The organism is Massilia mucilaginosa, assembly GCF_011682145.1.
Classification (GTDB): domain Bacteria; phylum Pseudomonadota; class Gammaproteobacteria; order Burkholderiales; family Burkholderiaceae_D; genus Telluria_A; species Telluria_A mucilaginosa.
The window spans coordinates 34,065-58,036 of sequence record NZ_WHJH01000038.1 but is presented as its reverse complement, the minus strand read 5'-3'; the positions used below and the strand labels follow the sequence as shown (position 1 = coordinate 58,036).

20 protein-coding genes are annotated in these 23,972 nt (G+C 65.7%); 14 read left to right on the top strand and 6 right to left on the bottom strand.

The window, feature by feature from the left end:
- Positions 1-10 precede the first annotated feature (10 nt).
- Together rpoZ and F2P45_RS24050 are read left to right on the top strand one after the other, a co-directional pair.
- A complete protein-coding gene (gene rpoZ, locus F2P45_RS24055) occupies positions 11-214 on the top strand; it encodes a DNA-directed RNA polymerase subunit omega (RefSeq protein WP_054264095.1) in 204 nt (67 codons plus the stop codon).
- A gap of 79 nt (positions 215-293) precedes the next feature.
- Complete coding sequence (locus F2P45_RS24050; RefSeq protein ID WP_166880615.1) at positions 294-2,543, top strand: RelA/SpoT family protein; 2,250 nt, start codon at positions 294-296, stop codon at positions 2,541-2,543.
- A 126-nt stretch (positions 2,544-2,669) separates the two neighbouring features.
- Here F2P45_RS24050 and F2P45_RS24045 read toward each other — a convergent pair whose 3' ends face one another.
- Positions 2,670-3,221, bottom strand: coding sequence for a biliverdin-producing heme oxygenase (locus F2P45_RS24045; RefSeq protein ID WP_188130213.1), 552 nt, complete (start codon positions 3,219-3,221; stop codon positions 2,670-2,672).
- A gap of 97 nt (positions 3,222-3,318) precedes the next feature.
- Positions 3,319-5,349: a TonB-dependent receptor gene (locus tag F2P45_RS24040; RefSeq protein ID WP_166880614.1), complete on the bottom strand. Its 2,031-nt coding sequence runs from the start codon at positions 5,347-5,349 to the stop codon at positions 3,319-3,321.
- A gap of 166 nt (positions 5,350-5,515) precedes the next feature.
- Here F2P45_RS24040 and F2P45_RS24035 point away from each other — a divergent pair, with 166 nt between their 5' ends.
- Both F2P45_RS24035 and F2P45_RS24030 read left to right on the top strand, forming a co-directional pair.
- Positions 5,516-6,319 carry a hypothetical protein gene (locus tag F2P45_RS24035; RefSeq protein WP_166880612.1) on the top strand — a complete coding sequence of 268 codons (804 nt, stop codon included), beginning with the start codon at positions 5,516-5,518 and terminating at the stop codon, positions 6,317-6,319.
- Positions 6,316-7,692: a hypothetical protein gene (locus F2P45_RS24030; protein ID WP_166880610.1), complete on the top strand. Its 1,377-nt coding sequence runs from the start codon at positions 6,316-6,318 to the stop codon at positions 7,690-7,692. The genes F2P45_RS24035 and F2P45_RS24030 overlap by 4 nt, the downstream gene beginning before the upstream one ends.
- Here F2P45_RS24030 and F2P45_RS24025 read toward each other — a convergent pair whose 3' ends face one another.
- The gene (locus tag F2P45_RS24025; RefSeq protein WP_166880608.1) at positions 7,693-9,024 is read right to left on the bottom strand and encodes a DUF3422 family protein; all 1,332 of its coding nucleotides are present in this window, start codon (positions 9,022-9,024) and stop codon (positions 7,693-7,695) included.
- A gap of 24 nt (positions 9,025-9,048) precedes the next feature.
- Positions 9,049-9,612, bottom strand: a complete 564-nt coding sequence (greB, locus tag F2P45_RS24020; protein ID WP_166880606.1) for a transcription elongation factor GreB — start codon at positions 9,610-9,612, stop codon at positions 9,049-9,051.
- Positions 9,613-9,709: 97 nt separating this feature from the next.
- Here greB and F2P45_RS24015 point away from each other — a divergent pair, with 97 nt between their 5' ends.
- The gene (locus F2P45_RS24015; RefSeq protein WP_166880605.1) at positions 9,710-10,291 is read left to right on the top strand and encodes a hypothetical protein; all 582 of its coding nucleotides are present in this window, start codon (positions 9,710-9,712) and stop codon (positions 10,289-10,291) included.
- Between the two features lie 341 nt (positions 10,292-10,632).
- On the opposite strand, the gene F2P45_RS24010 is transcribed toward F2P45_RS24015, so the two are convergent.
- Positions 10,633-12,177 carry an alpha/beta hydrolase family protein gene (locus F2P45_RS24010; RefSeq protein WP_166880603.1) on the bottom strand — a complete coding sequence of 515 codons (1,545 nt, stop codon included), beginning with the start codon at positions 12,175-12,177 and terminating at the stop codon, positions 10,633-10,635.
- 163 nt (positions 12,178-12,340) lie between these two features.
- Here F2P45_RS24010 and F2P45_RS24005 point away from each other — a divergent pair, with 163 nt between their 5' ends.
- The 4 genes from F2P45_RS24005 (at position 12,341) to F2P45_RS36410 (ending at position 16,069) form a co-directional block, all read left to right on the top strand.
- A complete protein-coding gene (locus F2P45_RS24005; protein WP_166880602.1) occupies positions 12,341-12,997 on the top strand; it encodes a response regulator in 657 nt (218 codons plus the stop codon).
- Positions 12,994-14,349 carry a sensor histidine kinase gene (locus tag F2P45_RS24000; RefSeq protein ID WP_166880600.1) on the top strand — a complete coding sequence of 452 codons (1,356 nt, stop codon included), beginning with the start codon at positions 12,994-12,996 and terminating at the stop codon, positions 14,347-14,349. Before F2P45_RS24005 ends, F2P45_RS24000 begins: the two co-directional genes overlap by 4 nt.
- A gap of 107 nt (positions 14,350-14,456) precedes the next feature.
- Positions 14,457-15,224, top strand: a complete 768-nt coding sequence (locus F2P45_RS35740; protein ID WP_223164819.1) for a PEP-CTERM sorting domain-containing protein — start codon at positions 14,457-14,459, stop codon at positions 15,222-15,224.
- A gap of 71 nt (positions 15,225-15,295) precedes the next feature.
- Entirely contained in the window at positions 15,296-16,069 is a 774-nt protein-coding gene (locus tag F2P45_RS36410) for a PEP-CTERM sorting domain-containing protein (RefSeq protein ID WP_229505261.1), read from the top strand.
- A 21-nt stretch (positions 16,070-16,090) separates the two neighbouring features.
- On the opposite strand, the gene F2P45_RS23985 is transcribed toward F2P45_RS36410, so the two are convergent.
- On the bottom strand, positions 16,091-16,798 hold the full coding sequence (locus tag F2P45_RS23985) for a phosphodiester glycosidase family protein (RefSeq protein ID WP_166880599.1): 708 nt from the start codon (positions 16,796-16,798) through the stop codon (positions 16,091-16,093).
- Between the two features lie 103 nt (positions 16,799-16,901).
- Here F2P45_RS23985 and F2P45_RS23980 point away from each other — a divergent pair, with 103 nt between their 5' ends.
- The 5 genes from F2P45_RS23980 to rfbF all read left to right on the top strand — a co-directional run bounded on the left by F2P45_RS23980 (position 16,902) and on the right by rfbF (position 23,970).
- Positions 16,902-18,074, top strand: coding sequence for a sensor histidine kinase (locus F2P45_RS23980; protein ID WP_166880597.1), 1,173 nt, complete (start codon positions 16,902-16,904; stop codon positions 18,072-18,074).
- Entirely contained in the window at positions 18,071-18,718 is a 648-nt protein-coding gene (locus F2P45_RS23975) for a response regulator (RefSeq protein ID WP_166880595.1), read from the top strand. Before F2P45_RS23980 ends, F2P45_RS23975 begins: the two co-directional genes overlap by 4 nt.
- Before the next feature lie 137 nt (positions 18,719-18,855).
- Positions 18,856-20,454 (top strand): GGDEF domain-containing protein, encoded by a 1,599-nt coding sequence (locus F2P45_RS23970; protein WP_166880593.1) that lies wholly within the window; start codon positions 18,856-18,858, stop codon positions 20,452-20,454.
- 43 nt (positions 20,455-20,497) lie between these two features.
- On the top strand, positions 20,498-23,200 hold the full coding sequence (locus F2P45_RS23965) for a tetratricopeptide repeat protein (protein WP_166880592.1): 2,703 nt from the start codon (positions 20,498-20,500) through the stop codon (positions 23,198-23,200).
- The gene (rfbF, locus tag F2P45_RS23960; RefSeq protein ID WP_166880590.1) at positions 23,197-23,970 is read left to right on the top strand and encodes a glucose-1-phosphate cytidylyltransferase; all 774 of its coding nucleotides are present in this window, start codon (positions 23,197-23,199) and stop codon (positions 23,968-23,970) included. Before F2P45_RS23965 ends, rfbF begins: the two co-directional genes overlap by 4 nt.
- Positions 23,971-23,972: the final 2 nt, after the last annotated feature.

Genomic DNA, 23,972 nt, shown 5'->3' with positions numbered 1-23,972 from the left:
AGGAAAAACCATGGCCCGCATTACCATTGAAGATTGCTTGAAGCACATCCCTAACCGCTTTCAACTGACCCTGGCCGCAACTTATCGCGCGCGTCAGTTGTTGCAAGGCCACACTCCCAAGGTGGAAGCCAAGGACAAGCCAACCGTTGTCGCCCTGCGTGAAATCGCTGCCGGCAAGGTCGGTATCGAGATGCTGAAAAAGGTTCCGATGTAATTTGTGTTTTCGTGCCCGAACGGTGTCAACAAGCCATCCTGATTTACTTTTTTCACATGTCGGCTGATTGACTTTGCGTATGAATCTGATTCCTCCGGATACGACACTCTCAGGCACACCCAAGACCCGGTCTTCGCGCGCCGCCACCAAGGCGCAAGAGGCCGAGGTCCCTGTCACACCCGCTCCGGGCGTGGCATCGGTCTCGCACTTATCGGCCAAGCTCTCCGAGTACCTCACTCCCTCCGAACTCAAAAAAGTCAAGGAAGCGTATCGTTTTTCCGACGAGATGCACCTTGGACAAGTCCGCAAGTCGGGCGAACCGTATATTTCCCATCCCATCGCCGTGGCGGAAATCTGCGCCGACTGGAAGCTCGACGCCCAGGCCATCATGGCCGCGCTGCTGCACGATGTGATGGAAGACCAGGACGTCAAGAAGGATGAGCTGATCGAGCGCTTCGGCGCCCCCGTCGCCAGCCTTGTCGACGGCCTGTCCAAGCTTGAAAAAATCGAATTCCAGACCCTGATCGAAGCGCAGGCGGAAAACTTCCGCAAGATGCTGCTGGCCATGGCGTCGGACGTGCGCGTCATTCTCATCAAGCTGGCCGACCGCCTGCACAATATGCGCACGCTCGAGCACATGACGCCGGCCAAGAAGCGCCGCATCGCCTCCGAAACCATGGAAGTGTACGTGCCGATCGCGCACCGCCTGGGCCTGAACAATATTTACCGCGAATTGCAGGACCTGGCGTTTTCGCACCTGTATCCGGTGCGTTACCGCACCCTCTCCAAAGCGGTCAAGGCGGCGCGCGGCAACCGCCGCGAAGTGGTCAAGAAGATCCTCGAATCGGTCAAGAACACGCTCGCCACGGCCGAACTGCCGGCCGAAGTATACGGGCGCGAAAAGACCCTGTACGGCATCTACAAGAAGATGCGCAGCAAGCATTTGTCGTTCTCGCAGGTGCTCGATGTGTACGGTTTCCGGGTGGTGGTCGACAGCTTCGCCAATTGTTACGTGGCGCTGGGCACCCTGCACGGCCTGTACAAGCCGATGCCGGGCAAGTTCAAGGATTACATCGCGATCCGCAAGCTCAACGGCTACCAGTCGCTGCACACGACCCTGATCGGCCCGTACGGCACGCCGGTCGAGTTCCAGATCCGCACCCAGGAAATGCATCGCACCGCCGAGTCCGGCGTGGCGGCGCACTGGCTGTACAAGAATGGCGAGGCGAACCTGTCGGACTTGCAGCAGAAGACGCACGCGTGGCTGCAGTCGCTGCTCGACATCCAGCAGCAGACCGGCGACTCGGCCGAGTTCCTGGAGCACGTCAAGGTCGACCTGTTTCCGGACTCGGTGTACGTGTTCACGCCGAAATCGAAGATCATCGCCCTGCCGCGCGGCGCCACGGCGCTCGACTTCGCCTACACGATTCACACCGGCATCGGCGACCATACCGTGTCGGTCAAGATCAACAACGAGCCGGCCTCGCTGCGCACCGAGTTGCGCAACGGCGACATTGTCGAGATCGTGACCAATCCGGATTCCAAGCCAAGTCCGACATGGCTGGCGTTTGTGCGCACCGGCAAGGCCCGTTCGGCGATCCGCCATCATTTGCGCACGATCAACCTGAACGAGTCGGTCGAACTGGGCCGCGAGTTGCTGGCGCAGGCCCTGACCGCCCTGAACATCCAGCCCGATCTGCCGGAACCGGCGGTCGAGAAGCTGCTCAACGAATCGTCGGCCAAGTCGATGGATGAGCTGTATGCCGACATCGGCATCGGCAAGCGCATGGCGGCACTGGTGGCGCGGCATATTTTCGGCCTGGTCGATGACGACCTGGTGAGTTTGCCGGCCAATCCGAACGCCACGCCGGGCGAGCTCGATCCGGTCACGATTTATGGCAGCGAAGGCGTGTCGGTGCAGTTGGCGCCGTGCTGCCTGCCGATTCCGGGCGACCAGATTATCGGCCAGTTGCGGCGCGACCAGGGTTTGATCGTGCACACCAGCGATTGCGCCAGCGCCAAGCGCTTGCGCGGCAAGGAACCGGACCGCTGGATCGCCGTGCAGTGGGGCGGGGAACTGAACCGCCGCTTCGATTGCCGGATCAGGCTGCTGATCAATAATGAAAAAGGCATCCTGGCGCGCGTGGCGGCCGAGATTGGCGAGTCCGATGCGAACATTTCGTATGTGGGCATGGACGAGGATGAAGAACACGTCATGACCCAGCTGCGGTTTACGATCCAGATCAAGGACCGCGTGCATCTGGCGCACTTGATCAGGAATCTGCGCCGCGTGGTCGGGGTGACCAGGGTGGAGCGGGAGCGCAATTAGCTTGTTCGCCTAAAGACGCATGTTTCCGATACGTCCCATGAGCGCATTTTTCACCTCTGCCCTCAACGCCGTCATTCCCGCGGAGGCGGGAAAGACGGTCTTGAGGATGTCGGCAGGGCTTACCCCCTACCGCATCGCCAGAATCCGGTCGAACGCATCGCACGCCCCCCGGCACGCGTCGGCAATTTCCCCTTCGCTTTTCACGTTGTCCCTCAGCGCCAGCATGAAGCTGCGCCAGCGCGGACCCGGGCCTTCCGCCCCGCTGCGCAGATAGCGCAGCGGATGCGGCGCCAGCGGCCCCGCCAGGCGCTGGTACAGCACCGCCCCGCCCAGTTGCGAACCTTCGATCACGTACGTCACACCCCAGCGGTAGGCCGGGCTGGCGCCATCCGGCCACACGCCAGCGTCCTCGGGCCGCGCATCGGCACGCACCCCGGCCAGCGCCGGATCGGCCAGGTCGGCATCGATCAGCGCCACCCGCGCCACCGCCGGCAAACGCGCCTCGCCCTGCGGACCGTCGGCGTAACGCCCCAGCCACGCCTCCAGCGGCGCCAGCCAGCGCCGCAGCATGTGCAAATGGTCGCTGTAATGCTGCAAGCCGGCGTCCGGCAGGGCCAGCGGCATGCCGGTGTCGAGGACGGCGTGACGGTCGGCCGTGGCGATGCGCAGTGCGCTCAAGGCGTCGCCGAGCGCGCGGTTGGGATGTTGGTTAATGGACTATTCCTGTTCTGTAGGGCATTTTCCTACAGTCTATCAGCCTTGCCGCGCGCACGCCTTAAAACGCCGCACCGAGGGTCAGCCGGAACGAGCGCGATTCGGTCGGATGAAAATGGATGTCCTCGACCGCCTCGTCCTCTCCTCGCAGGCGCGATTCGTAAAAGTAATCGATCGCCGAACTGCGCCGGTTGGCCAGGTTGAAGCCTTCCAGTTCGAGCTTGAAGCGCTTGCCCAGCTTGTAGCCGATGCGCCCGTTCAGGGTCGTCGTCGGGCCCGAGCGCACGCGCTTGTCTTCGATCAGCGGACGCGGCCCAAAATAGCGCAGCTGCAAGGCGCCGAACCACGGCCCCAGGCGATCGAGCGCCAGCGCCAGCGAGGCGACGCCCTCGACCGCGCCGGGAATGCGCCGTCCGCCCGCATCGGCATTCCTGAAACGCGCGCGCGCAAACGCCACGTCGGCGTCCAGCGTCATGTACGCATTCGGCTTGTAGTAACTGGAAAACTCGAAGCCGCTGCGGCGGCTCGGCCGGCCAGCCTCGGTGGTGCCGGCGTCGCCCACGAACACCAGTTCCGAATCAAAATCGAGCTGGTACAGGGAGAAGGAACTCTGCAATCCCGCCAGCGCTTCGGTGCGCAAGCCCACTTCGACACCCCTGGCCTTGACCAGCGGCGTCACGCGCCCGGTGGCTTCGCCGCTTTTCGGATCGGTGCGGATGGTGGCGCCGCGCGCATCGTTGCTGTGGAAACCGGTACCGGCGTTCAGATACAACTCCGTCTTGCTCCACGGGCCGACAATCAGACTCAGGGTCGGACTGGCGCGGTGGGCGCTGGCGCGGCCGCTGTTCTCAGGCAGATTGCTGTCGACATCGAAGCGATAGTGGTCGACGCGCACCCCGGCCACCGTACGGAACATCGGCGTCCAGCGCGTGCTGTTGTCGTAGAACACAGCGGCGCTGGTCTCCACAAGATGATCCTCGCGCGTGGTGGCGCGGCGCCGGCGCGCGACGGTGTCGTACAGGCCGTTGTGGATATTGTCGTTCTGGAACTGAAAGCCGGCCCGGTGACTGCCCCAGCGATGCTCGGCGTTGATGGCGCTGGTGACGCGCCGGTCCGGCTGGCTGAACTGGTCGCCGTTGACCGGATCGTCCAGGAAATACGTGAAGTTCGAATACAGTGCGAGCCGGTTGGCCACCACCGAGGCATTGACCCTGGTCACGCCCGCCCCGGATGCGGCATGCCAGCCGCCGGACACGCTGTAGCGGCGCGCAACACCGCCGTCGCTGGCGTCGACCGTGTCGAAGCGCCCGAGGCGGCCGTCGTCCACTGCGCGCCGGGGAATCTGGTCGCTCGCGCGCCAAGCAGCGCGGTAAGCCATGGCGGCGAGCTTGAAGCCGTTGGCGGCGTCGCCCTGGCTGTACCGCAGCACGCCGTTGAGCTTATTGAAATCGTCGCCGCGCGTAAATGGCCCGTCGTTATGGAACGCCTCCAAGGCGTACAGCAGATTGCCTTCGCCCGCCTTGGGCGAGTCGGCCAGCAGGACGCGCCGGTAGCCGTTCTGGCCCAGGCCGACACTGGCGACGCCTTCCGCCAGCGTGTCGGCGTAGCGCACCGCCAGCGCGCCGGCGGCGGCGAAGTCACCCTCGTCGGCGTAATACGGGCCCTTGCGGTATTCCAGCCGCTCGGCCAGTTCGGGAATCAGGAAATTCAGGTCGGTCCAGCCCTGCCCGTGGGCGTGGCTGCGCTGGTTGACCAGCATGCCGTCGACCGTGGTGCGCAGGTCGGTGCCATGGTCGAGGTTGAAACCGCGCAGGTAGAACTGGTTGGCCTTGCCTTCGCCGCTGTGCTGGCTGACGATCAGGCCGGGCGTCGCTTCCAGCAGTTCGCCGGGACGGTACACCGAGCGCGCCGCCAGTTGCTGCCGGGTGACCAGGCCCGCATTGGCCGAGTCGGCCACGCCGAGCTGGCTGACGCGCGAGGCGGCCACCACCACCTGGGGCACGGGCTCGGCGGCCTCGCCCGCGTGGACCAGGGCCGAGGCGCCCAGCAGCAAGGCGCTCAAGGGGCGCAGGACAAGGCGATAATCGTGCATGGGGTGGCCTGTGATCGAAAAGGGGGCGCTGGAACAAGCGCAACGCAAGCTTATTCGGCTGCAATGCGGATTCGGATTCAACTCCTTGATGCCTCATCCATCCAAAGCTTCCACACGGCAATCATGTGTTAGTATTTACAACCTTGCCAACTTTTTATGCCACTCCATGGGATATCGCCGTTTTCTTCACACGCTGCCGTTCTGGCTGGCCCTCGCGCTGAGCGGGACGGCCAGCGCCGTCGAGCGCACCGAAACGGTCGAATGTGACTTGCCGGACGGTAGCGCCTTCGTGCTGCAGGCCCGCCACGACTGGGCGCCGCTCGCAGTGTTCACGCGCCACGGCAGCAGCCGCACCGACCAGCACCGTTTCAAGGTGGCGTACCGCGCGCGCGCCGCACAGAAGCTGGTGGATACGGGCGAGACACTGGAATACAAGCCTCTCGATCAAGGTCGCCATCTGGAGAACCTGTGCGCCCGCCTGGGACTGTACGAAGGACAGCCGGGTACCGGCTCTTCCCTGCGCCTGCCCGGCGAACAGCGCTTCTGGGATACGGCGCCCCCCTCGATGAGCGACCCCGACAAGATTGAACAAGGCCGCGTCGAAGCCGCATTGACGCAGCGCGGCCTGGCGGTGCTGGGCAAGACCCGCGTCCTGGTCCTGCGTCAGGGCACGCTGGTGCGCGAAGTGCCGCTGTTCGCGACAGCCGCGCCCGCCTGCGCCGAAGGCGACGGCGACGGCGAAGCGTGCCCCGTCAGCGCCGTGCTGCGCAGCACCTCAAGCGACCGCGGCGACACCTGGCAGGCGGCCAGCATCGAGACCGCGCCCTATTTCTTCAAGACCGGCCTGGCGCTGATGCGGCAAGCCGGCGTGGCCCGCCCTTCCGCGCGCAGCCTGAGCAATTATCGCAACCGCGATGCGAACGACCCGAGACCGCCTGAGCAGCCATGCCCGAAAAAATGCACCGAATGAAAACGTCCCTCCTGACCGCGCTGGTGCTGGGCCTGCACGCCCAGCCGGGTTTTGCCCAGGACCGCCTCGAATGCCTGCTGCCGCAGGGCGGCCGCATCCTGATGGAAGGACCGTGCGAATCGCCCTCCGGCTATCGTCCTGAAACCTGCGACACGCAGTACGCCACGCGCTATCTGGGGCCGAACGGGGCCGCGCCGGTCGAACTGGGCATCACGTCCATGCGCCGCACCGACGATTCGGGCACGCCGGCGGAAATGTGCGCCAATTTCCATGTGCGGGACGGCGCCGTGCATGCGGGCGGGGCCGCGTATGGGCAATACCGCACCGTCGTGCAGGGCAAGCTGAGCGCGCTGGAAGCGAAGCCCCATTACGACGACGCTGTGGAACAGCAGGCCGAGCGCGCATCGGCACGCCAGGCGCTGAGCCGTCCCGGCTATACGCGCATGGCCGTGCTGGGCGGGACCTGGGTGGTCGAGGAAGCGCTGACGCGCTGGCATTGGGGCCACTACGCCGATGTCGATTTTTACCGCACACCGCTGTCGCACGTGTCGCAGACGAGCTCCACCGACGAGGGCAAAAGCTGGAGTGCGCCGCTCATCACCAGCTCGTCCAGGCTGTTTACCATCGGCGCCTCGGCGCTGGACCAGCCCGATGCCGCCAGGCCCGGCGCGGCAGTCATCGCCGACAAGCGCCAGCAACGGCTCGACCTGCAGGCCCAGGGCAAGCAGCTGGTGCTGCGCTGCCGCCTGCCCGACCGCTCCGAATTCGTGTTCTCCGGAGCGCTGCCCAATGAGGAAGACTTGCAGCGCCAGTCGGGCGGCAAGCTGCCGCCGTTCGTGCCGGTCGCCTCGGTCGCGTACGTGGCCGCGCCGGGCCGCGCCGCCATCGGCGTGGACCGGGAGCTGTCCTTGATCATGGGCTTGCCGACCGCGCCAGGTCCGCAGCAGGAACAGGTCTGCAACAGCGCCGGCCTGGCCAATGGCGTTCCGTATATCGGCATCAGCTTGCTCGACCAGGGCGGCAAGCGCTTCACCCATTTTCCGTTTCCGGACAAGATCTGGTACCCGAGCGAGCCGCCGCGCAAGGTGAGCGCGACGCTGATGCGCGAGCAACTGACCTACAGCATGGGCGCCGCCCTCACCCGTCGCGCCAGGGTGCTCGCCCTGGAATATCCGCTGGTGTCGCAAGCCTGCATCAGCGCCGTCCGGCGCGGCGAACCACCGGCCTGCCCGATTGGCGCGGTGATGCGCAGCGAATCGCACGACAACGGCCTGAGCTGGTCGGACCTGGCCGTCGCCAAGACTTCCTGGATCTTCACCTCCGGCAAAACCCCCGACCAGCAGCCGGGACGCGCCAGCCTGGTACGGGAATAATCAGCGGCTCACGTGGTGATGCATGCGCCGCAATCCCAGCCAGACGATGGCCAGCATCACCGGCATGGCCGCGCCGGTCAGCAGGTCGGGATTGAGCGGCACGCCGGCCGCCTTCATGGCCTTGCCGGCATACGCGATCAGTCCGATCGAATAGTAGGAAATCGCCACCACCGACAAGCCCTCGACCGCCTGCTGCAGGCGCAACTGCTGGGCCGCGCGGGCGTTGAGCGACTCGAGGATGCGGCGGTTCTGCTGCTCCTGCACGATGCCCACGCGGGTGCGCAGCAGGTCGTTGCTGCGCCCGATGCGCTCGGCCAGCGCCTGCTGGCGCCGCTCGGTCGATTCGCAGGTGTTCATGGCCGGGGCCAGGCGCCGGTCCATGAATTCGCGGATGGTCGGCACGCCCGGAATGCGCGTTTCGCGCAATTCGTCGATGCGCGCCTGCACCAGCCGGTAATACGCTTTTGAAGCGGCAAAGCGGTAACTGTTTTCCAGCGCCAGCTTTTCCATGCGCGCCGCCAGCACCGTGATCTTGTGCAGCAGCTCGCGCTCGTTGTCGGGCGCGTCGGCCAGCGCATCCGATACCGCGTCGCCGCCATCGCTCATGCCGGCCGACAGCCGTGCCAGCTCCGACTCGATGCCGTTGAGCACCGGCGCCGCCAGCTGCGCCTGCGGCAAGCCGAGCAGCGCCATCATGCGGTAGGTTTCGATTTCCAGCACGCGCTGCACCAGGCGGCCAGCCTGCTGGTACTGCATGCCCAGGTCCTGGATCACCACCCTGCCGAAGCCGTCCGGCGCAATCGCGAAATCGGTCCACACCTTGGCGAAATTCTGGCTGTCGCAGCCGACCAGCAGGTTGCCGGCAAACACATGGCGCATCTCGGTCAGCGAGGCGCTCACCTGCTGCAAGGTGACGTGGGTGGCGGCCATGACCTTGCCCTCCAGTTCCAGCTGCCATTCATCGGGAACATGGCGCAGCGGCACCTGATCGAACGCGTGCTCGGCGGCGACCGGATGCGCGCGCCGTTCTGCGAAGGTGTAGGTCGAAAACTCCGTGTGCGACTCCCATTGCAGGCGAAAGCTGCCGAAGTCGTGGAAGAAATAGCGCGCCTCCGGGTGCGGCGGCGCCACCCCGAAATGCAGGCACAGGCGGGCCAGCAACTGGTTCTGCGACGCCAGCTGGTGCGCCTCGGCGTCGTCGCCGTGGCGCGCATACACCGCCAGGTGGGTCAAGGTTTCGGGGCCGTTCAGGCGCAGCGAGGGGCGCGAATGGACTTCGGCGGCCAGCGGTATTCGTAGTGCGTGGTTGAAAGTGGCATGGGAAATCGACATCGGCAACTCGCTAAAAATGAAAAATCAGTCCGCGGCGGGGGCCGGATAGCGCACGCCGAGCACTTCGAGCTCGTCGGGGCCGAGCGGCGTCTGCAGGGTGATCACATCGCCCTCGCGCGCCTTGGTCAGCGCGCGCGCCACCGGCGAGACCCAGCTGATCTTGCCGTTCAGCGGATCGAGCTCGTCGATGCCGACGATGGTGACGGTGTGCTCCTCGCCCGCACTGTTGCAGTAGGTGACAGTGGCGCCGAAGAAGATCTGGTCGTTGCCATGCTGGACGCTGGGATCGACCACGGCGGCCGAATCCATGCGCTTGGTCAGGAAGCGGATGCGCCCGTCGATCTGGCGCAGGCGCCGCTTGCCGTAGATGTAATCGCCGTTTTCAGAGCGGTCGCCGTTGGACGCCGCCCAGTGCACCACCTTGACCACCTCGGGCCGTTCGACGTCGATCAGTTGCAGCAGCTCATCCTTGATGCGCTGGTAGCCAGCCGGGGTGATGTAATTCTTGGCGCCCGCAGGAATGGCTTGCGCGAGCGCAATGGCTTCCTCGTCGTCGTTATCCGATTCTTTGACAAATGCTTTATTCATGCAGTCCATTGTAATGGCGCGCGCGCATCCTGTCCGGGCGATACCTGTTTTGGGCGCAGGCAATCTTTTCACGTATCATGAAATCAAAGGGAGGACCATGACTCAACCCAAGCGCTCCCGCGCGCGCCTGCTCGCCCCGCTGCTGTACCTGGCGGCGCTGACCCTGCTGCTGGAAGAATGGCTGTGGGATACCGGCAAACGGCTCGGCGCCATCATCGCGGCCTGGCCGCTGGTGCGCGGACTCGACGCGCGCATCCGGGCGCTGCCGCCGTACGCGGCCCTGTGCGCCTTCGTGCTGCCGGCCATCTTGCTGTTTCCGCTGAAACTGCTGGCCCTGCTCGCCATTGCCAACGGCCACATGGTCACCGGCGTGCTGACGATCGTGCTGGCCAAGATCGGCGGTGCGGCGGCGGTCACGCGGCTGTACGCGCTGACCCTGCCCAGCCTGCTGACCCTGGCGTGGTTCGCGCGCTGGCATGGCGTGTTCATGGCTTTCAAGGATCGATGGGTGGGCGCGCTCAAGGCCACCCTGGCGTACCGGCGCACCAGCCGCAGCGTGCTGGGCCTGCGCGGCGCGTTCGCGGCATGGCGCCAGCGCGCAAAAAGCGGGCGCCACAGCCCGCGCCCGGCCCGCTTCCTGCGCCGTTTCGCCGCCATGTGGCGCGCCCGGCGCCGATAAGCCGCGCCGCGCGGGCACGGGGCCATCCGCGCTTACGTCAAATCAACATTCCGTCGGACACCTGAGGGTATTGCCGGTACGCCCCCCTGCGGCAAACTGTCTCGTTTTGCTGTCTCATCTTGTCTCGTTTTGTCTCGTTTTGTCTCATTTTTTCGGCGCGCAAAGGCGAACGAAAACGAGACAAAACGAGACAGAATGAGACAAAACGAGACGTCCGAACGAGACAGTTTGCCGCACGGGGGCGGCCGGCCATCCTCCCAACCCTTCTCGCAAGGAAAACCGCAGCCCGGCGCGCACCCTTGCCGGGTCCGACGCCGGCCCTGCCCGGAAGCGCCTGAAGTCTAAAAGCGGCTGAAGAAATCGCGCGCCGCCAGTTCGCACGCCACCTTGGCCGCGAAACCATGGTAATTGTCGCTTGTGTCCGGATCGTCGCCGTTGGCGATCAGCGCCTGTTTGATGTACGCAAAGATCGTCTTCGGGCGCGCATACGGGTCGTTCGCCCCAGCCGGCGAGTCCACGTCGAGCAGCTGCGCCGTGCCGCCGTGGGCTTGAAAGTAAGCGTGCGTCAGGCGTGTATGCGCGAAACTGACTTCCGGATCGCCATTGCCGCCGCACAGCAGCATCGGCGCCGTCGGCGTCCAGGTGCGCAAGTCGTTCCTGAGCCACGCGGCGCGCATCGGATTGGCCGACGCGCATGCCAGCGGCGCCAGCGCCGACGTCACCGGGCATGGGTTGGCGGCGATGTCGGCCAGCACGCGGCCCAGGTAGCCGGCGTTCATCAGGCTTTGCGCCGGCGTGCCGAAGTAGGCCTTCTGCGCGGCGTCGAGGCCGGCGTAATGGGCCATCTCATTGCTCAGGAAATACTTCGGAAATTTTCCGTCGGCCACCAGCGTGTTCAACATGCCGGTCGACGGCAACAGCGTTTCCATCGCCCCGGCGTAGACGGGGGAATACACCTCCGCCGGCGCCGCATACAGATTGCCGTAGGCTTTTTGCCAGGCCGTGATCTGCATGACCAGCTGGAGCTGGGTGACCAGCGAAAACCCGCCGAGCTCGTCCAGTGCGCCGGGTGTTCCGAGCGCCTCGTAATCGAGGCTCTCGGCGTAGCTGCCGCTTTGCGGCGCCGACGCCGTCACCGTGATGCCGGCCGCCTGCATGGCGCGGTGGGTGGCCATGGCCGCGTAGCCGCCTTCGGAATAGCCGGTGATAAACAGCTTGCCGTTCCCGGCCACCGGCCGTGGCAATTGCGCCAGCGCCGTGCGCGCGGCGGCGAGGGCGTCGATCATGTCCTGCGCTTGCTGATCGGCGATATGGTGCGGATGGTAATTCAACGCCGAACTGTCGTAGCCCGCATAGTTGGGCGCGACCACGATGTAGCCCTGTGCGGCGTACAGGGCCGCCGGCGTGCTGGCCCGGCCCGCGCCTTCGTTGCCGAGGTCGGTGATGTCGGCCATGTTCAGCTTGCGCTGGAACGAGCTGCCATGCCCGTACAGCACCAGCGGGCGGGCACCGCTGCAGGCGGCATCGGCGCCGCTGGGGAGCATCAGCGCGGCCGACGCCGTGGTCGGTTCGCCCGCCGCCCCCACCGTGTTGTACGCAATATGCAGAAAATCGATGCCGCACCGGGGTGCACCGGCCATCTCCAGCAATGCCGGGCCGAATTTGTTCAGTTGCGTGCCGACGCCGGCCAGGTCCAGCGACAACAGGCGGGTCGGCGCATTGCGCAGCAGCGCGCCGCGCCCGGAGGCATTGTCGTCCTTGCCGGGCCGGGAAGGCTGGGCAGTCTGGGAAGACGAACCGCCGCAGCCCGCCAGCAGGAGGGCCAGCGCGGCGCCGGGTAGCAGGCTGGGTAGCGAAAAGCGGGTCAAGGGGATTGCGTGTGGCATCGTGCCTCCGGTAAGTGAACAAACATGGCTGATCTGGTCGAAAGTGCGCCTGGCGACGCAGGCGGCAAGTGCATTATGCAAACGCCAACCTTTGCGATTCCCAAAGACCGGCGCCGGCGCGGCCTTTGGCTGGCATTAAGGTAGCGCTCGGTATAATCGGCGCATGCACCTACTCCTCATTGAAGACGATCTCGATTTCGGGCGCGCCCTGCAAGGCGCCCTGCGGGCCGAGGGGATCAGCAGCGAATGGCTGCGCCGCGCCGCCGACGCGCCCCCGTGTTTCCACGGCACCGCGGTCGACTGCGTGCTGCTCGACCTGTCGCTGCCCGATGGCTGCGGTTTCGACCTGCTGGCGCGCTGGCGCGGCGCTGCCAGCGCGGTGCCGGTGATCGTGTTGACGGCGCGCTCAAGCCTGGCGGACCGGCTCGCCGGCCTGGACGGCGGCGCCGACGATGTGATCGTCAAACCCTTTGCCACCGAAGAATTGATCTCGCGCGTGCGCGCGGTGCTGCGGCGCTATGCGCGCCAGGCCAGCGAGCAATGGACCATCGGGACCCTGACGATCGAGCCGCGCCGCCATCTGGCGCAGCTCGGCGGGCAGGCGCTCAAGCTGTCGCCGCGCGAATTCCAGCTCTTGCTGGAGCTGGCGCGCGAACCGGGCGCGGTGGTGGCCAAGGGCGCCCTGGCGCAACGGCTCGAACCGCTCGGCGAGCCGGTCGATTTCGCCGCGATCGAAGTGCATATATCCAACCTGCGGCGCAAGATCGGCGCCGAGCGCATCCATACCGCGCGCGGCATCGGCTACCTGCTGCTGCCATGAGGGCCTGGCCGCGTCCGACCTTGGTGCGGCGCGTGCTGGTCGCGCTGGGCATGGCGTTTTTCCTGGTGTGGTGCATGCTGCTGGCTTACGAATACGTCCAGCTCAAGCGGGACACCGACCGCCACGCGGGCGTGCACACGGTCGGGGCGGCCCTGTCCGCCGCGCTGCTCGACCTGGACGATCCGCGGCAGGTGGCCAGCGCGGTCGCCACCACCGCGACCTGGCTCAACCTGGTGCGGCGCGACGCCAACATATTGCCGGGCGACCTGGTGTTCACGCTGTGGGACCGCCAGGGCCGCCTGCTGTATGCGTCGGACGCATCGGACCCGCCGGCAGCGCGGCAAGGCCACGCCGGCAGCGGCAACGCCGCTTTCTGGATCTACCGGCATGACGCCGCCGCCTGGTCGCTGCGCATCGCCGAACCCAAGCCGGCCAGCACGGCCACCCTCGGCGGCCTGGGGATGGGCCTGGTTCCCTACCTGCTCATTTCCCTGCCCTGCGTGGTGTTGCCCCTGTGGCTGGCCGTGCGCCAGGGCTTGCGCCCCTTGCGCCTGCTGGCCGAGCGCATCGGTGCGCGCCAGCGCGATGATCTTTCGCCAATCGGGATGGACCCGCACTACGCCGAATTGCGCCCGCTGGTGGCGGCCTTCGACGAACTGCTGGCCAGGTTGCGCAGCAAGGTCCAGCGCGAACGCGCCTTCATCGAGGATGCGGCGCACGAACTGCGCACGCCGATGGCGGTGATCTCGACCCAGGCGCATGTCATCGCGCGCGCGGCCGACCCGGCCGAACGCCGGCAGGCGCAGGACCACCTGAACCTGGCCATTGCGCGCGCATCGCACCTGACCGGCCAACTGCTCGAACTGGCCACCCTCGACGAGATGGCGCCGGCCACGCTCGAACTGGTCGATGTGGCCGGCAGCGTGCGCCAGTTGCTGGCGCAGCAAATGACGCTGGCCCTGGCGCGCCGCATGGACCTGTCGCTCGATGCGCCCGACCGGCTGGACTGGCCGGTGGAGCTGCCCGCGTTTCACTCGATCGTCATCAACCTGCTCGAGAATAGCCTGCGCTATGTGCCGCCCGGCGGCTGCGTGCAGGTCGGCCTGCGGCGCGACGGCGCCGACCTGGTTTTGTGGATCGCCGACGACGGCCCCGGCATTGCGCCAGACCAGCGCCCGCACCTGTTCGAGCGCTTTTACCGGGGGCGCGGACACGACGCCCCAGGCTCCGGGCTGGGCCTGGCGATCGTCAGGCAAGCTTGCGCGCGCCTGCGCGGCGACGTCCGGCTGGTCGCCGGCCTCGGCGGCAAGGGCTGCGGCTTCGAAGTGCGCTTGTCGGCCGTCATGGCATGACATGCATGCAGTGTTACATAAAAAGCATGCTAAACCGATGCGGTGCAATGTATTCTAGTCAACATCCTGCCGGCCGTCGGCAGACTCACTAGCTCCCAAAGGCAAGCATGCATCAATATGTCAACAAACGCACCCTGTGCACCCTGGCCGCGCTGGCCGCCGCCTGGGCGCCCGCCCAGGCCAACACCAGCACCGCGAGCGCCAGCATCGAGCAATTCCAGTACCGCCTCGTCGACCTCGACCTGAACGATGGCATCGATGCCTCGATCACCTTCGGCACCGACATCCGCTCGCTCTACACCGAAGCTGCCGGGCAAATCCAGCAGCTGAGCACATCGGGAAGCACCTCGCTCGTGACCGCATCCGGCTCGGCCGGCGGCACGCTGTCCGATACCGCCCTGCTCGCGCATTCGAGCATGACCCATACGGTGCCGTACGATGACACGCCGCTGAGCTTTCTCAACCAGGGCAGCCGCGTCACCGAATTCATCCTGAGCCCGAATACCGAGTTGATCTTCACCGCCGTCGGCAAGGTCGAGCAGCAACTCGATGGCCGCTTCTTCCAGAGCGGAAGCCGAGTCCGCATGCAAGGTGCTCTTTTTGCCGACGCTGGCGCGGGGCGGCCGAAACAATTCTACAAGGAGTACAGCCTCGGCTACCATTCGGGCTCGGCCAGCGTCAATCTGTATGGCTCGCTGATATCGGATGCGAAGGCACGCCAAGGCCAATTCTCGCTCGAGGTCGAGACCCGCCTGTGGGGACCGGTCACCCCTGTGCCGGAACCGTCCACCTACGCCATGCTACTGGCCGGCACCTTCGTGCTGGGCGCCGTCGCGCGCCGCCGCCGCAAGGCCGCCGTGGCCGCGGCGGCATGAAGCGGCCCCGCCCCCACCATTCCACCCCGGCCGCAGCGGCCGGGCAGCACCATTTTCATCGAAAGAACCCCATGCTTGCCCATCCACTCAAGATCGTCGCCGGCCTGTTTGCCGCCGGCCTGCTGGCCTGCGCACCCGCCCAGGCCGCCTATGGCAACGCTACCGCCAGCCTGGACAATATCAAGTTCGAGCTGATCGACCTGGACCTGACCGACAACATCAGCCCGAGCATTACCTTCACCAGCACCAGCGCCAGCGGCCGCCTTGACTCTTACTCTTACTTCGCCGGCGTCAATGAGAAGACGTATTCGTCCGGTTTCGAGAGCCTCGACAGGGTGTTCACCTTCGGCAGCGGCAGCTTGCAGAACGGACCGACCAGCATGCGTGCCGACCTGCATGCCAGCCCGGCCCCACGCGACCTGAGCTCGACTGTCTACGCCCGCCAGGAGCTCAACTTCACCCTGTCGCCGTCCACCAGGCTGCTGTTCACGGCCCAGGCCGACGCCGGCGTCGAGCAACAAGGGATGCTGCAATCGTACGCCATCGCCACCCTGGAAGGCTATCTCTCGAGCGAGATCAACGGGGTCTATGGCTACGAACAGTTCATGTCCACGCTCGATCGTCGCACGGGATCGGGCAGCGAGTTCCTGCGCGGCGCGCTCGACACGGGAACGGGAGTCGGGACTGGAACGCTGTCGGCCAGCACCTATACCTCATTTACCCATTTCACCTCCGCAGTGCCTGAACCGGAAACCTATGGCATGTTGCTGGCCGGCCTGCTGGTGGTGGGCGGCATCGCGCGCCGCAATCGGCGCGCGCATTCACGCCAGACCCGCCAGGCCTGATTTTCCCGCCCGCCGGGGGACTTACTCCACCACGCCGAGCATCGGCCCCAGCGGCGCGGCGGCATCGGCGCGCCCGAGTGCGGTCGAAAACAGGCTCGAGATCGAGCCGTCCAGATAGAGTGCATTCTTGCAATGCAAGGTATCGCGGAAGTAGGTGGCGAATTCGTGGAAGGTGACCGGCACGTTGCTGATCACAAAAATCGCCTTGCCATCGGCCACGCCGACGCCGTTGCGCACGTAGCGCGACGGCGAGTCGGGGTCGAAGCGCGGATGCAGCTGGCCGTCGATCACCAGCATCGGACCGGACTGGGTGGCCAGGCGCACCTCCACGGCCTTGGCCGCGTGCGACGGATACGCCGAGGACTCGACCACCGCCGCTCCGCCCTTGCCCAGCACGAACACGCCGTTCGGCTTCATGAAAAAATTGCCCCTGCCCTCGTCCAGGTTGAGCGGCGCCAGCTCCCTGCCGTTTTCCACATGCAGGCCCACCGGGGCGAAACCGGGATGGTACATGCCGGCGTTGACCGCGAACACCAGGCGCTGCTTGCGCCCCTGCAGCCATTCCTGCAGGCGGGCGAAGCCCTTGAAGGGCTGGCCGGCCTCGTCGTTGAGGAACAGGCGCAGGTCCTGGCGCGCCGGATCGACCGTCACCACCGTATAACGCGGATCGGCCGCATGGCACAGCGCGACGGACAGGCACAGCATCAGGGCGGACAGGGTCTTTTTCATGGGCCTATTGTACCGAAGCCCGATGCGCCCGCGCACGCGCATGCTGCCGGCCCCGGCCATTTTCCCGTATGATTCCAGGCATTGTTTCCTGTGCCGAGTCCAGATGAGTCCCGTCCCACCCACCATCGCCCATGCCATGAAAGCGTTCGTCAGCAACACCCCGGCACTGGTATACCAGTTCGAGCTGCATGCGGGCGGGCGCGTGGCTTTTCCCTACGTCAGCGACGGCTGCGCCGCCCTGCTCGGCCTGTCCGCCGCCGAACTGCAGGCCGAGCCGCAGCGCTTCATCGACCTGATCGTGCCGGAAGACCGCAAGAGCTACCTAGACGCCATGCATGCCTCGGCCGCCAGCCTGTCGGGCTGGAACTGGGAAGGGCGGGTCTGGATCCACGAATACAAGGACCAGAAATGGATCAACCTGCGCTCGACCCCGCGCGCCATGCCCGAGCATCCGGGCGGCGTGCACTGGGAAGGCTTGATGACCAACATCACCGCCAGCAAGCTCGAACAGCTGGAAGTGACGCGCTCGCGCGCCCGCCTGGCCGAACTGGCGGCGCACATGGAGCACGTCAAGGAGCAGGAACGCACCCGCATCGCGCGCGAAATCCACGACGACCTGGGCGGCAACCTGACCGCCATCAAGATGGCCCTGATGATGCTGACCCAGCGCCTGCCGCCCGACCAGCCGCAGCTGGCCGAACGGGCCGCCTATGTCGACTCGCTGGTGGACCGCACCATCGACGCGGTGCACCGCATTTCGCTCGACCTGCGCCCCTCGATGCTCGACTTCGGCATCGTCGCGGCGCTCGAATGGCAGGTCAAGGAATTCGAGAAGCAGAACGGCATCGCCTGCAGCTTTGCCTGCACCGACAAGGAGATCGACCTGCACCTGGACCACGCGACCGCGCTGTTCCGGATTTTCCAGGAAGCGCTGACGAATATCGCCAAGCACGCGCACGCCAGCCGGGTCGGGGTGCGCCTGCAATTGCTGCGCCAGCACATTGTATTGACGATCGCCGACAACGGCGCCGGCATCGCCCAGGCCGACCGCCACAAGCCGCAATCGTTCGGCCTGCGCGGCATGAGCGAACGGGCCCAGGCCCTGGGCGGCACAATGACCCTGGCGCACGCCCCCGGCGGCGGCACGGTGGTGACCATCAAAATCCGGCTCAGTTCGGCTAAAGCGACGATAATGGCGGATCAGAGCGCCGACGCCGCCGCAGCGGCAGCGGGCGATACCGACCTTGACCACGTAAGCGAACAAGAAGCACCATGACCGACAAAGCCATCATCCGGGTGTTCATCGCCGACGATCATGCGATCGTGCGCGAAGGATTGAAACAAATCCTGGCAGAGTCGCCCGACATCATCGTCGCCGGCGAGGCCGAAGACGGGGTCGACGCGATCAAGCATGTGCGCAAGGCCAAGTGCCACGTCATGCTGCTCGACATCTCCCTGCCCGACCGCAGCGGCATCGAGGTGCTCAAGCTGGTCAAGAAGGAGCATCCCGAGCTGGCCGTGCTGATGCTGTCGATGCACCGCGAAGACCAGTACGCGATCCGCTCGCTCAAGGCCGGCGCGGCCGGCTACCTGACCAAGCAGAGCGCCCCGCGCGAACTGGTCACCGCCATTCGCCAGGTCGCCGCCGGGCAAAAGTACGTCAGCGCGGCGCTGGCCCAGGAACTGGCCAGCGCGGTCGGCGAGAACCACGACACGCCCCTGCACGACACCCTGTCGGACCGCGAATACCAGACCCTGACCATGATCGCCTCGGGCAAGACGGTCGGCGCGATCGCCAAGGAATTGTCGCTGTCGGTGAAGACCATCAGCGAATACCGCTCGCGCCTGCTTGTCAAGATGAAACTGAAGAACAGTGCCGAATTGACGCACTATGCGATCAAAAACCAGTTGATCGAATAAGTTTTTCCAATGCTGTTCGCCAAGTTAATGCTCTAGAGTAAGATGCTTTACCCGCCTCTTTTCCTGAGATGGCAGGAAACAAACTCGCTTATCATTGGCACATCAAAGGCCAAACCTGACTGAGGCACCGCTCCACCATGGCAACAACTCCGCCCACCGCCGCCCAGAATCCCGCGGACATCGCACGCGAAGCCTTTCGCCGCCTGGCCACGCGCCGCATCGCGCCGACCCCGGAAGCCTACCGCGAAATTTATAACGAGATCGCCGGCATCGCCGCCACGCTGGCGGCGGCGCCCGAGGCCGCCGCCCCCGAAGCCGCGCCCGACACCGGCGCCGAAAACGTGCTGGGCGACTTCGCCACCAAACTGAGCGAAACGCCGGGCGAGCTGGCCGACTTCGGGCGCCGCTTCGCGCGCGCCGTCAAGACGCGCGACTGGGATGGCTATGCGCGCAACCTGAACCAGCTGCTCGACAAACACGTCCGCAAGGGCGGCGGCATCGAGCTGTCCTCGCTCTCGGCGATGTCCGACGCGCCCGACGCCAAGGTCTTGCGCGACCTGCTCAGCCGCACCCTGAGCGTGGCGGTCGCCTCGCTGCTGGCCGACGCCCCGGCCCTGATGGTCGAAGCCGAAGCGCTGGGCGCGGCGGTCAAGGTGGCCACCAGCGACGAGGCCCTGAACGAGGTGAGCGTGCGCCTCAAGCAGTTGTGTTACCAGATCGACATTAAAAGCGGCGACGTCGGCGAACAGCAGGAATTGCTGCTGCGCCTGTTCAAGCTGCTGCTCGAAAACGTCAGCGAACTGCTCGACGACGACAGCTGGCTGCGCGGCCAGATCGATTCGGTGCAGGAACTCATCGCCGGCCCGATCGACCAGCGCGCGCTGGAAGACGCCACCCGCAGCCTCAAGGAAGTCATCTACAAGCAGGGCCAGCTCAAGCACAGCCTGTCGGACGTCAAGCTGACCGTCAAGAACATGATGCTGACCTTCATCGACCGCTTGAGTTCGGTGGCCACCACGACCGGCGACTTCCACGAAAAAATCGGCAGCTTTTCCGAAAAGATCAGCCACACCGACAATATTGCCGAACTCAACATCATCCTCGAAGAAGTCCTGCGCGAAACCCGCCTGGTGCAGACCGAAGCGCTCAAGTCGCGCGACCGCATGGTGCTGGCGCGCCAGGAAGTGCAGGAAGCCGAGCAGCGCATCCACACCCTGGAAGCCAAGCTCCAGCACATGAGCGAACTGGTGCGCGAAGACCAGTTGACGGGCAGCCTGAACCGGCGCGGCCTGGACGATATCTTCGAGCGCGAAACGGCGCGCTCGGACCGCCGCGGCACGCCGCTGTGCATCGCCATGCTCGACCTGGACGACTTCAAGCGCCTCAACGACACCTACGGCCACCTGGCCGGCGACAATGCGCTCAAGCACCTGGTCAAGATCGTCAAGGAAACCATCCGCTCGATGGATGTGATCGCCCGCTTCGGCGGCGAAGAATTCCTGATCCTGCTGCCCGAAACCACGGTCGAAGCGGCCTCGCAAACCATGACGCGCCTGCAGCGCGACCTGACCAAGCATTTCTTCCTGCACGATAACGAAAAAGTACTGATCACCTTTTCCGCCGGGGTGGCCCTGCGCACCCCCAACGAAGACCAGGCCAGCCTGGTGCGGCGCGCCGACAAAGCCATGTACCAGGCCAAGCAAACCGGCAAGAACCGCGTCGTGGTGGCCGACTGACCGCCGTAGCGTCCCCAGCTCACTCAGGAACTGACCGCGTCCCATGAAAAAAACCGCTTCCTACGCCCCGCCCTCCCCTCTCGATATCGCCATGGAGCATCACCGGGCGGGACGGCTGGCGCAGGCGGAAGCGCTGTACCGCAAACTCGACAACAAGGCCGAGGCCCTGCACCTGCTCGGCCTGCTTTACCAGCAAAGCGGACGCCACGCCGAGGCCATCGACGCCCTCGGGCGCGCGATCGACAAGGAGCCGGGCCGCCCGGCCTATTACTTCGCGCTCGACCAAAGCTGCCGCGCCCTGGACATGCTGCCCGAACTGCAGGCCAGCTACGAGCGCCTGCTGAAACTGCTGCCGGACAACATTGACGCCCACCTGCAACTCGGCCACGCCCTGCGCGACGGCGGCCAGTTGCCCAATGCCCTCGGCAGCTACCTGGCGGTGCTGGCGCTGCGGCCCGAGCATGCCGAGGCCTACAGCAATCTGGGCGACACCCTGAAACTGATGGGCAACCTGGACGAAGCCCGGGTCTGCTACGTCAAGGCGCTCGAACTCCAGCCCGGCTTTGCCGAAGTGCACAACAACCTGGGCTCGCTCTACCAGCAGCAGGAACAATGGGCCTTGTCGGCCGCGCATTTCGAGGCCGCGCTGGCCCTGCAACCGGACCTGGCGACGGCCCACTACAACCTCGGTGTGACGCGCCAGCAACAGGGTGCGCTGGAGCAGGCGCTGGCCTGCTACCAGCGCGCGCTGGCGCTCCATCCCGGCTTTGCCCAGGCCTACAACAACATGGGCATCGCGCTGCGCGAACTGGGGCGGCCCGAGGACGCGATCGCCGCCTACCAGGCCGCGCTGGCGCTGGCGCCCGACTTCGCCGAAGCGCTCAACAATCTCGGCGGCGCCCTGCTCGACCAGCGCAGCATCGGGGACGCCATCGAATGCTTCGAGCACGCCGTGACCGTGCGGCCCGACTACGCCGAAGCCTACTGCAACCTGGGTATCGCCTACAAGGCCGACTTCCGCCAGGAAGAAGCGCTGGTCTGCTTCGAGAACGCGGTGTACCTGAAACCGGAATTCGCCGACCCGTACGCCATGCTGGCCCTGACCAACGCCGACCTGCAACGCCACGTGCAGGCGCTGGGCTGGTGCGAAAAGACCCTGGCCATGTGGCCCGACAGCGCCGCCGCCCACTTCAACCTGGGCGTGGCGTTCGCCAACATGAACCGCGTGGGCGAGGCCATCGCCTCGTTCCAGCAAGCCATCGCGCGCAAACCCGCGTTCGCCGACGCCTGGAACAACCTCGGCGTGGCCTTCAAGGAACTGGGCCGCTTCGACGAAGCGGTGGCCGCCTTCGAGCACGCGATCGGCTTGCGCGAGGGTTTCGCCGAAGCCTACAACAATCTGGGCAGCGCATTGAAAGACCAGGGCAAACCCGACGCCTCGCGCCAGATGTACGAGCGCGCCATCGCCATCGCCCCCGACTACGCGGCGGCCCACAACAACCTGCTGCTGTCGATGCAGTACGCGGCCGGCATCAGCCAGGAACAATTGTTCCAGCTCCACCTGCGCTTCGCCGCCCAGTTCGAACCAGGCCTGGCGGCCGAGCGCTTTACCCATGCGCCGGGACGTGACCCTGGCAAGCGCCTGAAAATCGGCTACGTCTCGCCCGACTTCCGGCGCCACGCGGTGGCGTTTTTCATCGAACCGATCCTGGCGCGCCACGACAAGGCGCAGGTCGAAGTGTTCTGCTACTACAGCCACGTCGTCAACGACGACTTCACGGCGCGCATCCGCGCCGATGCCGACCACTGGATCCCGTGCCGCAGCATGTCCGACCAGCAACTGGCCGAACGCATCCACGCCGACGGCATCGACATCCTGGTCGACCTGGCCGGCCACACCGCGGGCAATCGCCTGCTCGCGTTTGCCCGCAAACCGGCGCCGGTGCAGCTGACCTACATCGGCTACCCGTCCACCACCGGCCTGTCCAGCATGGATTACCGCCTGACCGATGCCTGGGCCGAGCCGCCCGGCCAGAGCGAGCACGTCAACGTGGAAACCCTGTGGCGCCTGCCGGAAGTGTTTTGCTGCTACGCCGCGCATGCCAACAGCCCGGCCGTGATCGACCATCCGCCGAGCGACGACAACGGCTACCTCACCTTCGGCTGCTTCAACAATTACGCCAAGGTGAGCGACCCGGCCATCGTGCTGTGGGCCGCAATCCTCGAGCAGGTGCCCGCGTCGCGTTTGATGCTGGAAATCCTGGGGCTGGACAACCCCGGCATGCGCGAGGGCGTGCAAGCGCGTTTCGCGCGCCTCGGCATCGACCCGGCGCGCCTGATCCTGATCGCCAACGAGCGCAAGAACCAGTTCGTGCTGTACAACAGCATCGACATCGCGCTCGACCCGTTCCCGTGCAACGGCGGCACCACCAGCTTCGACACCCTGTGGATGGGCGTGCCTTTCGTTACCCTGGCCGGCAGCAATTTCATCTCGCGCCTGGGCGTGACGATTCTGCACAACGGCGGCCTGGACGAACTGATCGGCGAAGACGAAGCGGCTTACGTGCGCATTGCGGTCGACCTGGCGCGCGACCCGGCGCGCCTGCGCCGCCTGCGCGAAGGCCTGCGCGAACGCACCCGCGCCAGTCCGCTGATGGACATGGCGCGCTTCACGCACCATCTGGAAGAAGCCTACCGCGGCATGTGGCAGCGTTGGTGCGACAGCGCTGAAGGAGCGCCAGCATGAAAGCGGTCATCCTGGCAGGCGGGCTCGGCACGCGAATTCTGGAAGAAAGCCACCTGAAGCCGAAACCGATGATCGAAATCGGCGGCAAACCCATGCTCTGGCACATCATGAAAGTGTTCTCGCACCACGGCGTGAACGAATTCATCATCTGCGTCGGCTACAAGGGTTACCTGATCAAGGAATTCTTTTCCAACTACTTCCTGCACATGTCGGACGTCACCTTCGACATGCGGAACAACCGGATGGAAGTGCACGAACGGCACGCCGAACCGTGGCGCGTGACCCTGGTCGACACCGGCGCCGACACCCTCACCGGCGGACGCCTGAAGCGGGTACGCGAATACCTGGAACCGGGCAAACCATTCTGCTTCACCTACGGCGACGGCGTGGCCGACATCGACATCGCGGCCGAAATCGCCTTTCACCGCGCCCACGGCCGCCTGGCCACGGTGGCGGCGGTGCAGCCGCCCGGGCGCTACGGCGCGCTGGTACGCCAGGGCGACGCCGTCACCGCCTTCATGGAAAAACCGCAGGGCGACGGCGGCTGGATCAACGGCGGCTTCTTCGTGCTGCAACCCGATGTGATCGACCTGATCGACGGCGACGGTTGCAGCTGGGAAGTCGAACCGATGCAGGCGCTGGCCGCGCAACAGCAGCTGATGGCCTACGAACACGCCGGTTTCTGGCAACCGATGGACACCCTGCGCGAAAAGAACCTGCTGGAAGACATGTGGCAATCCGGCACGGCGCCATGGAAGCTGTGGCCATGAGC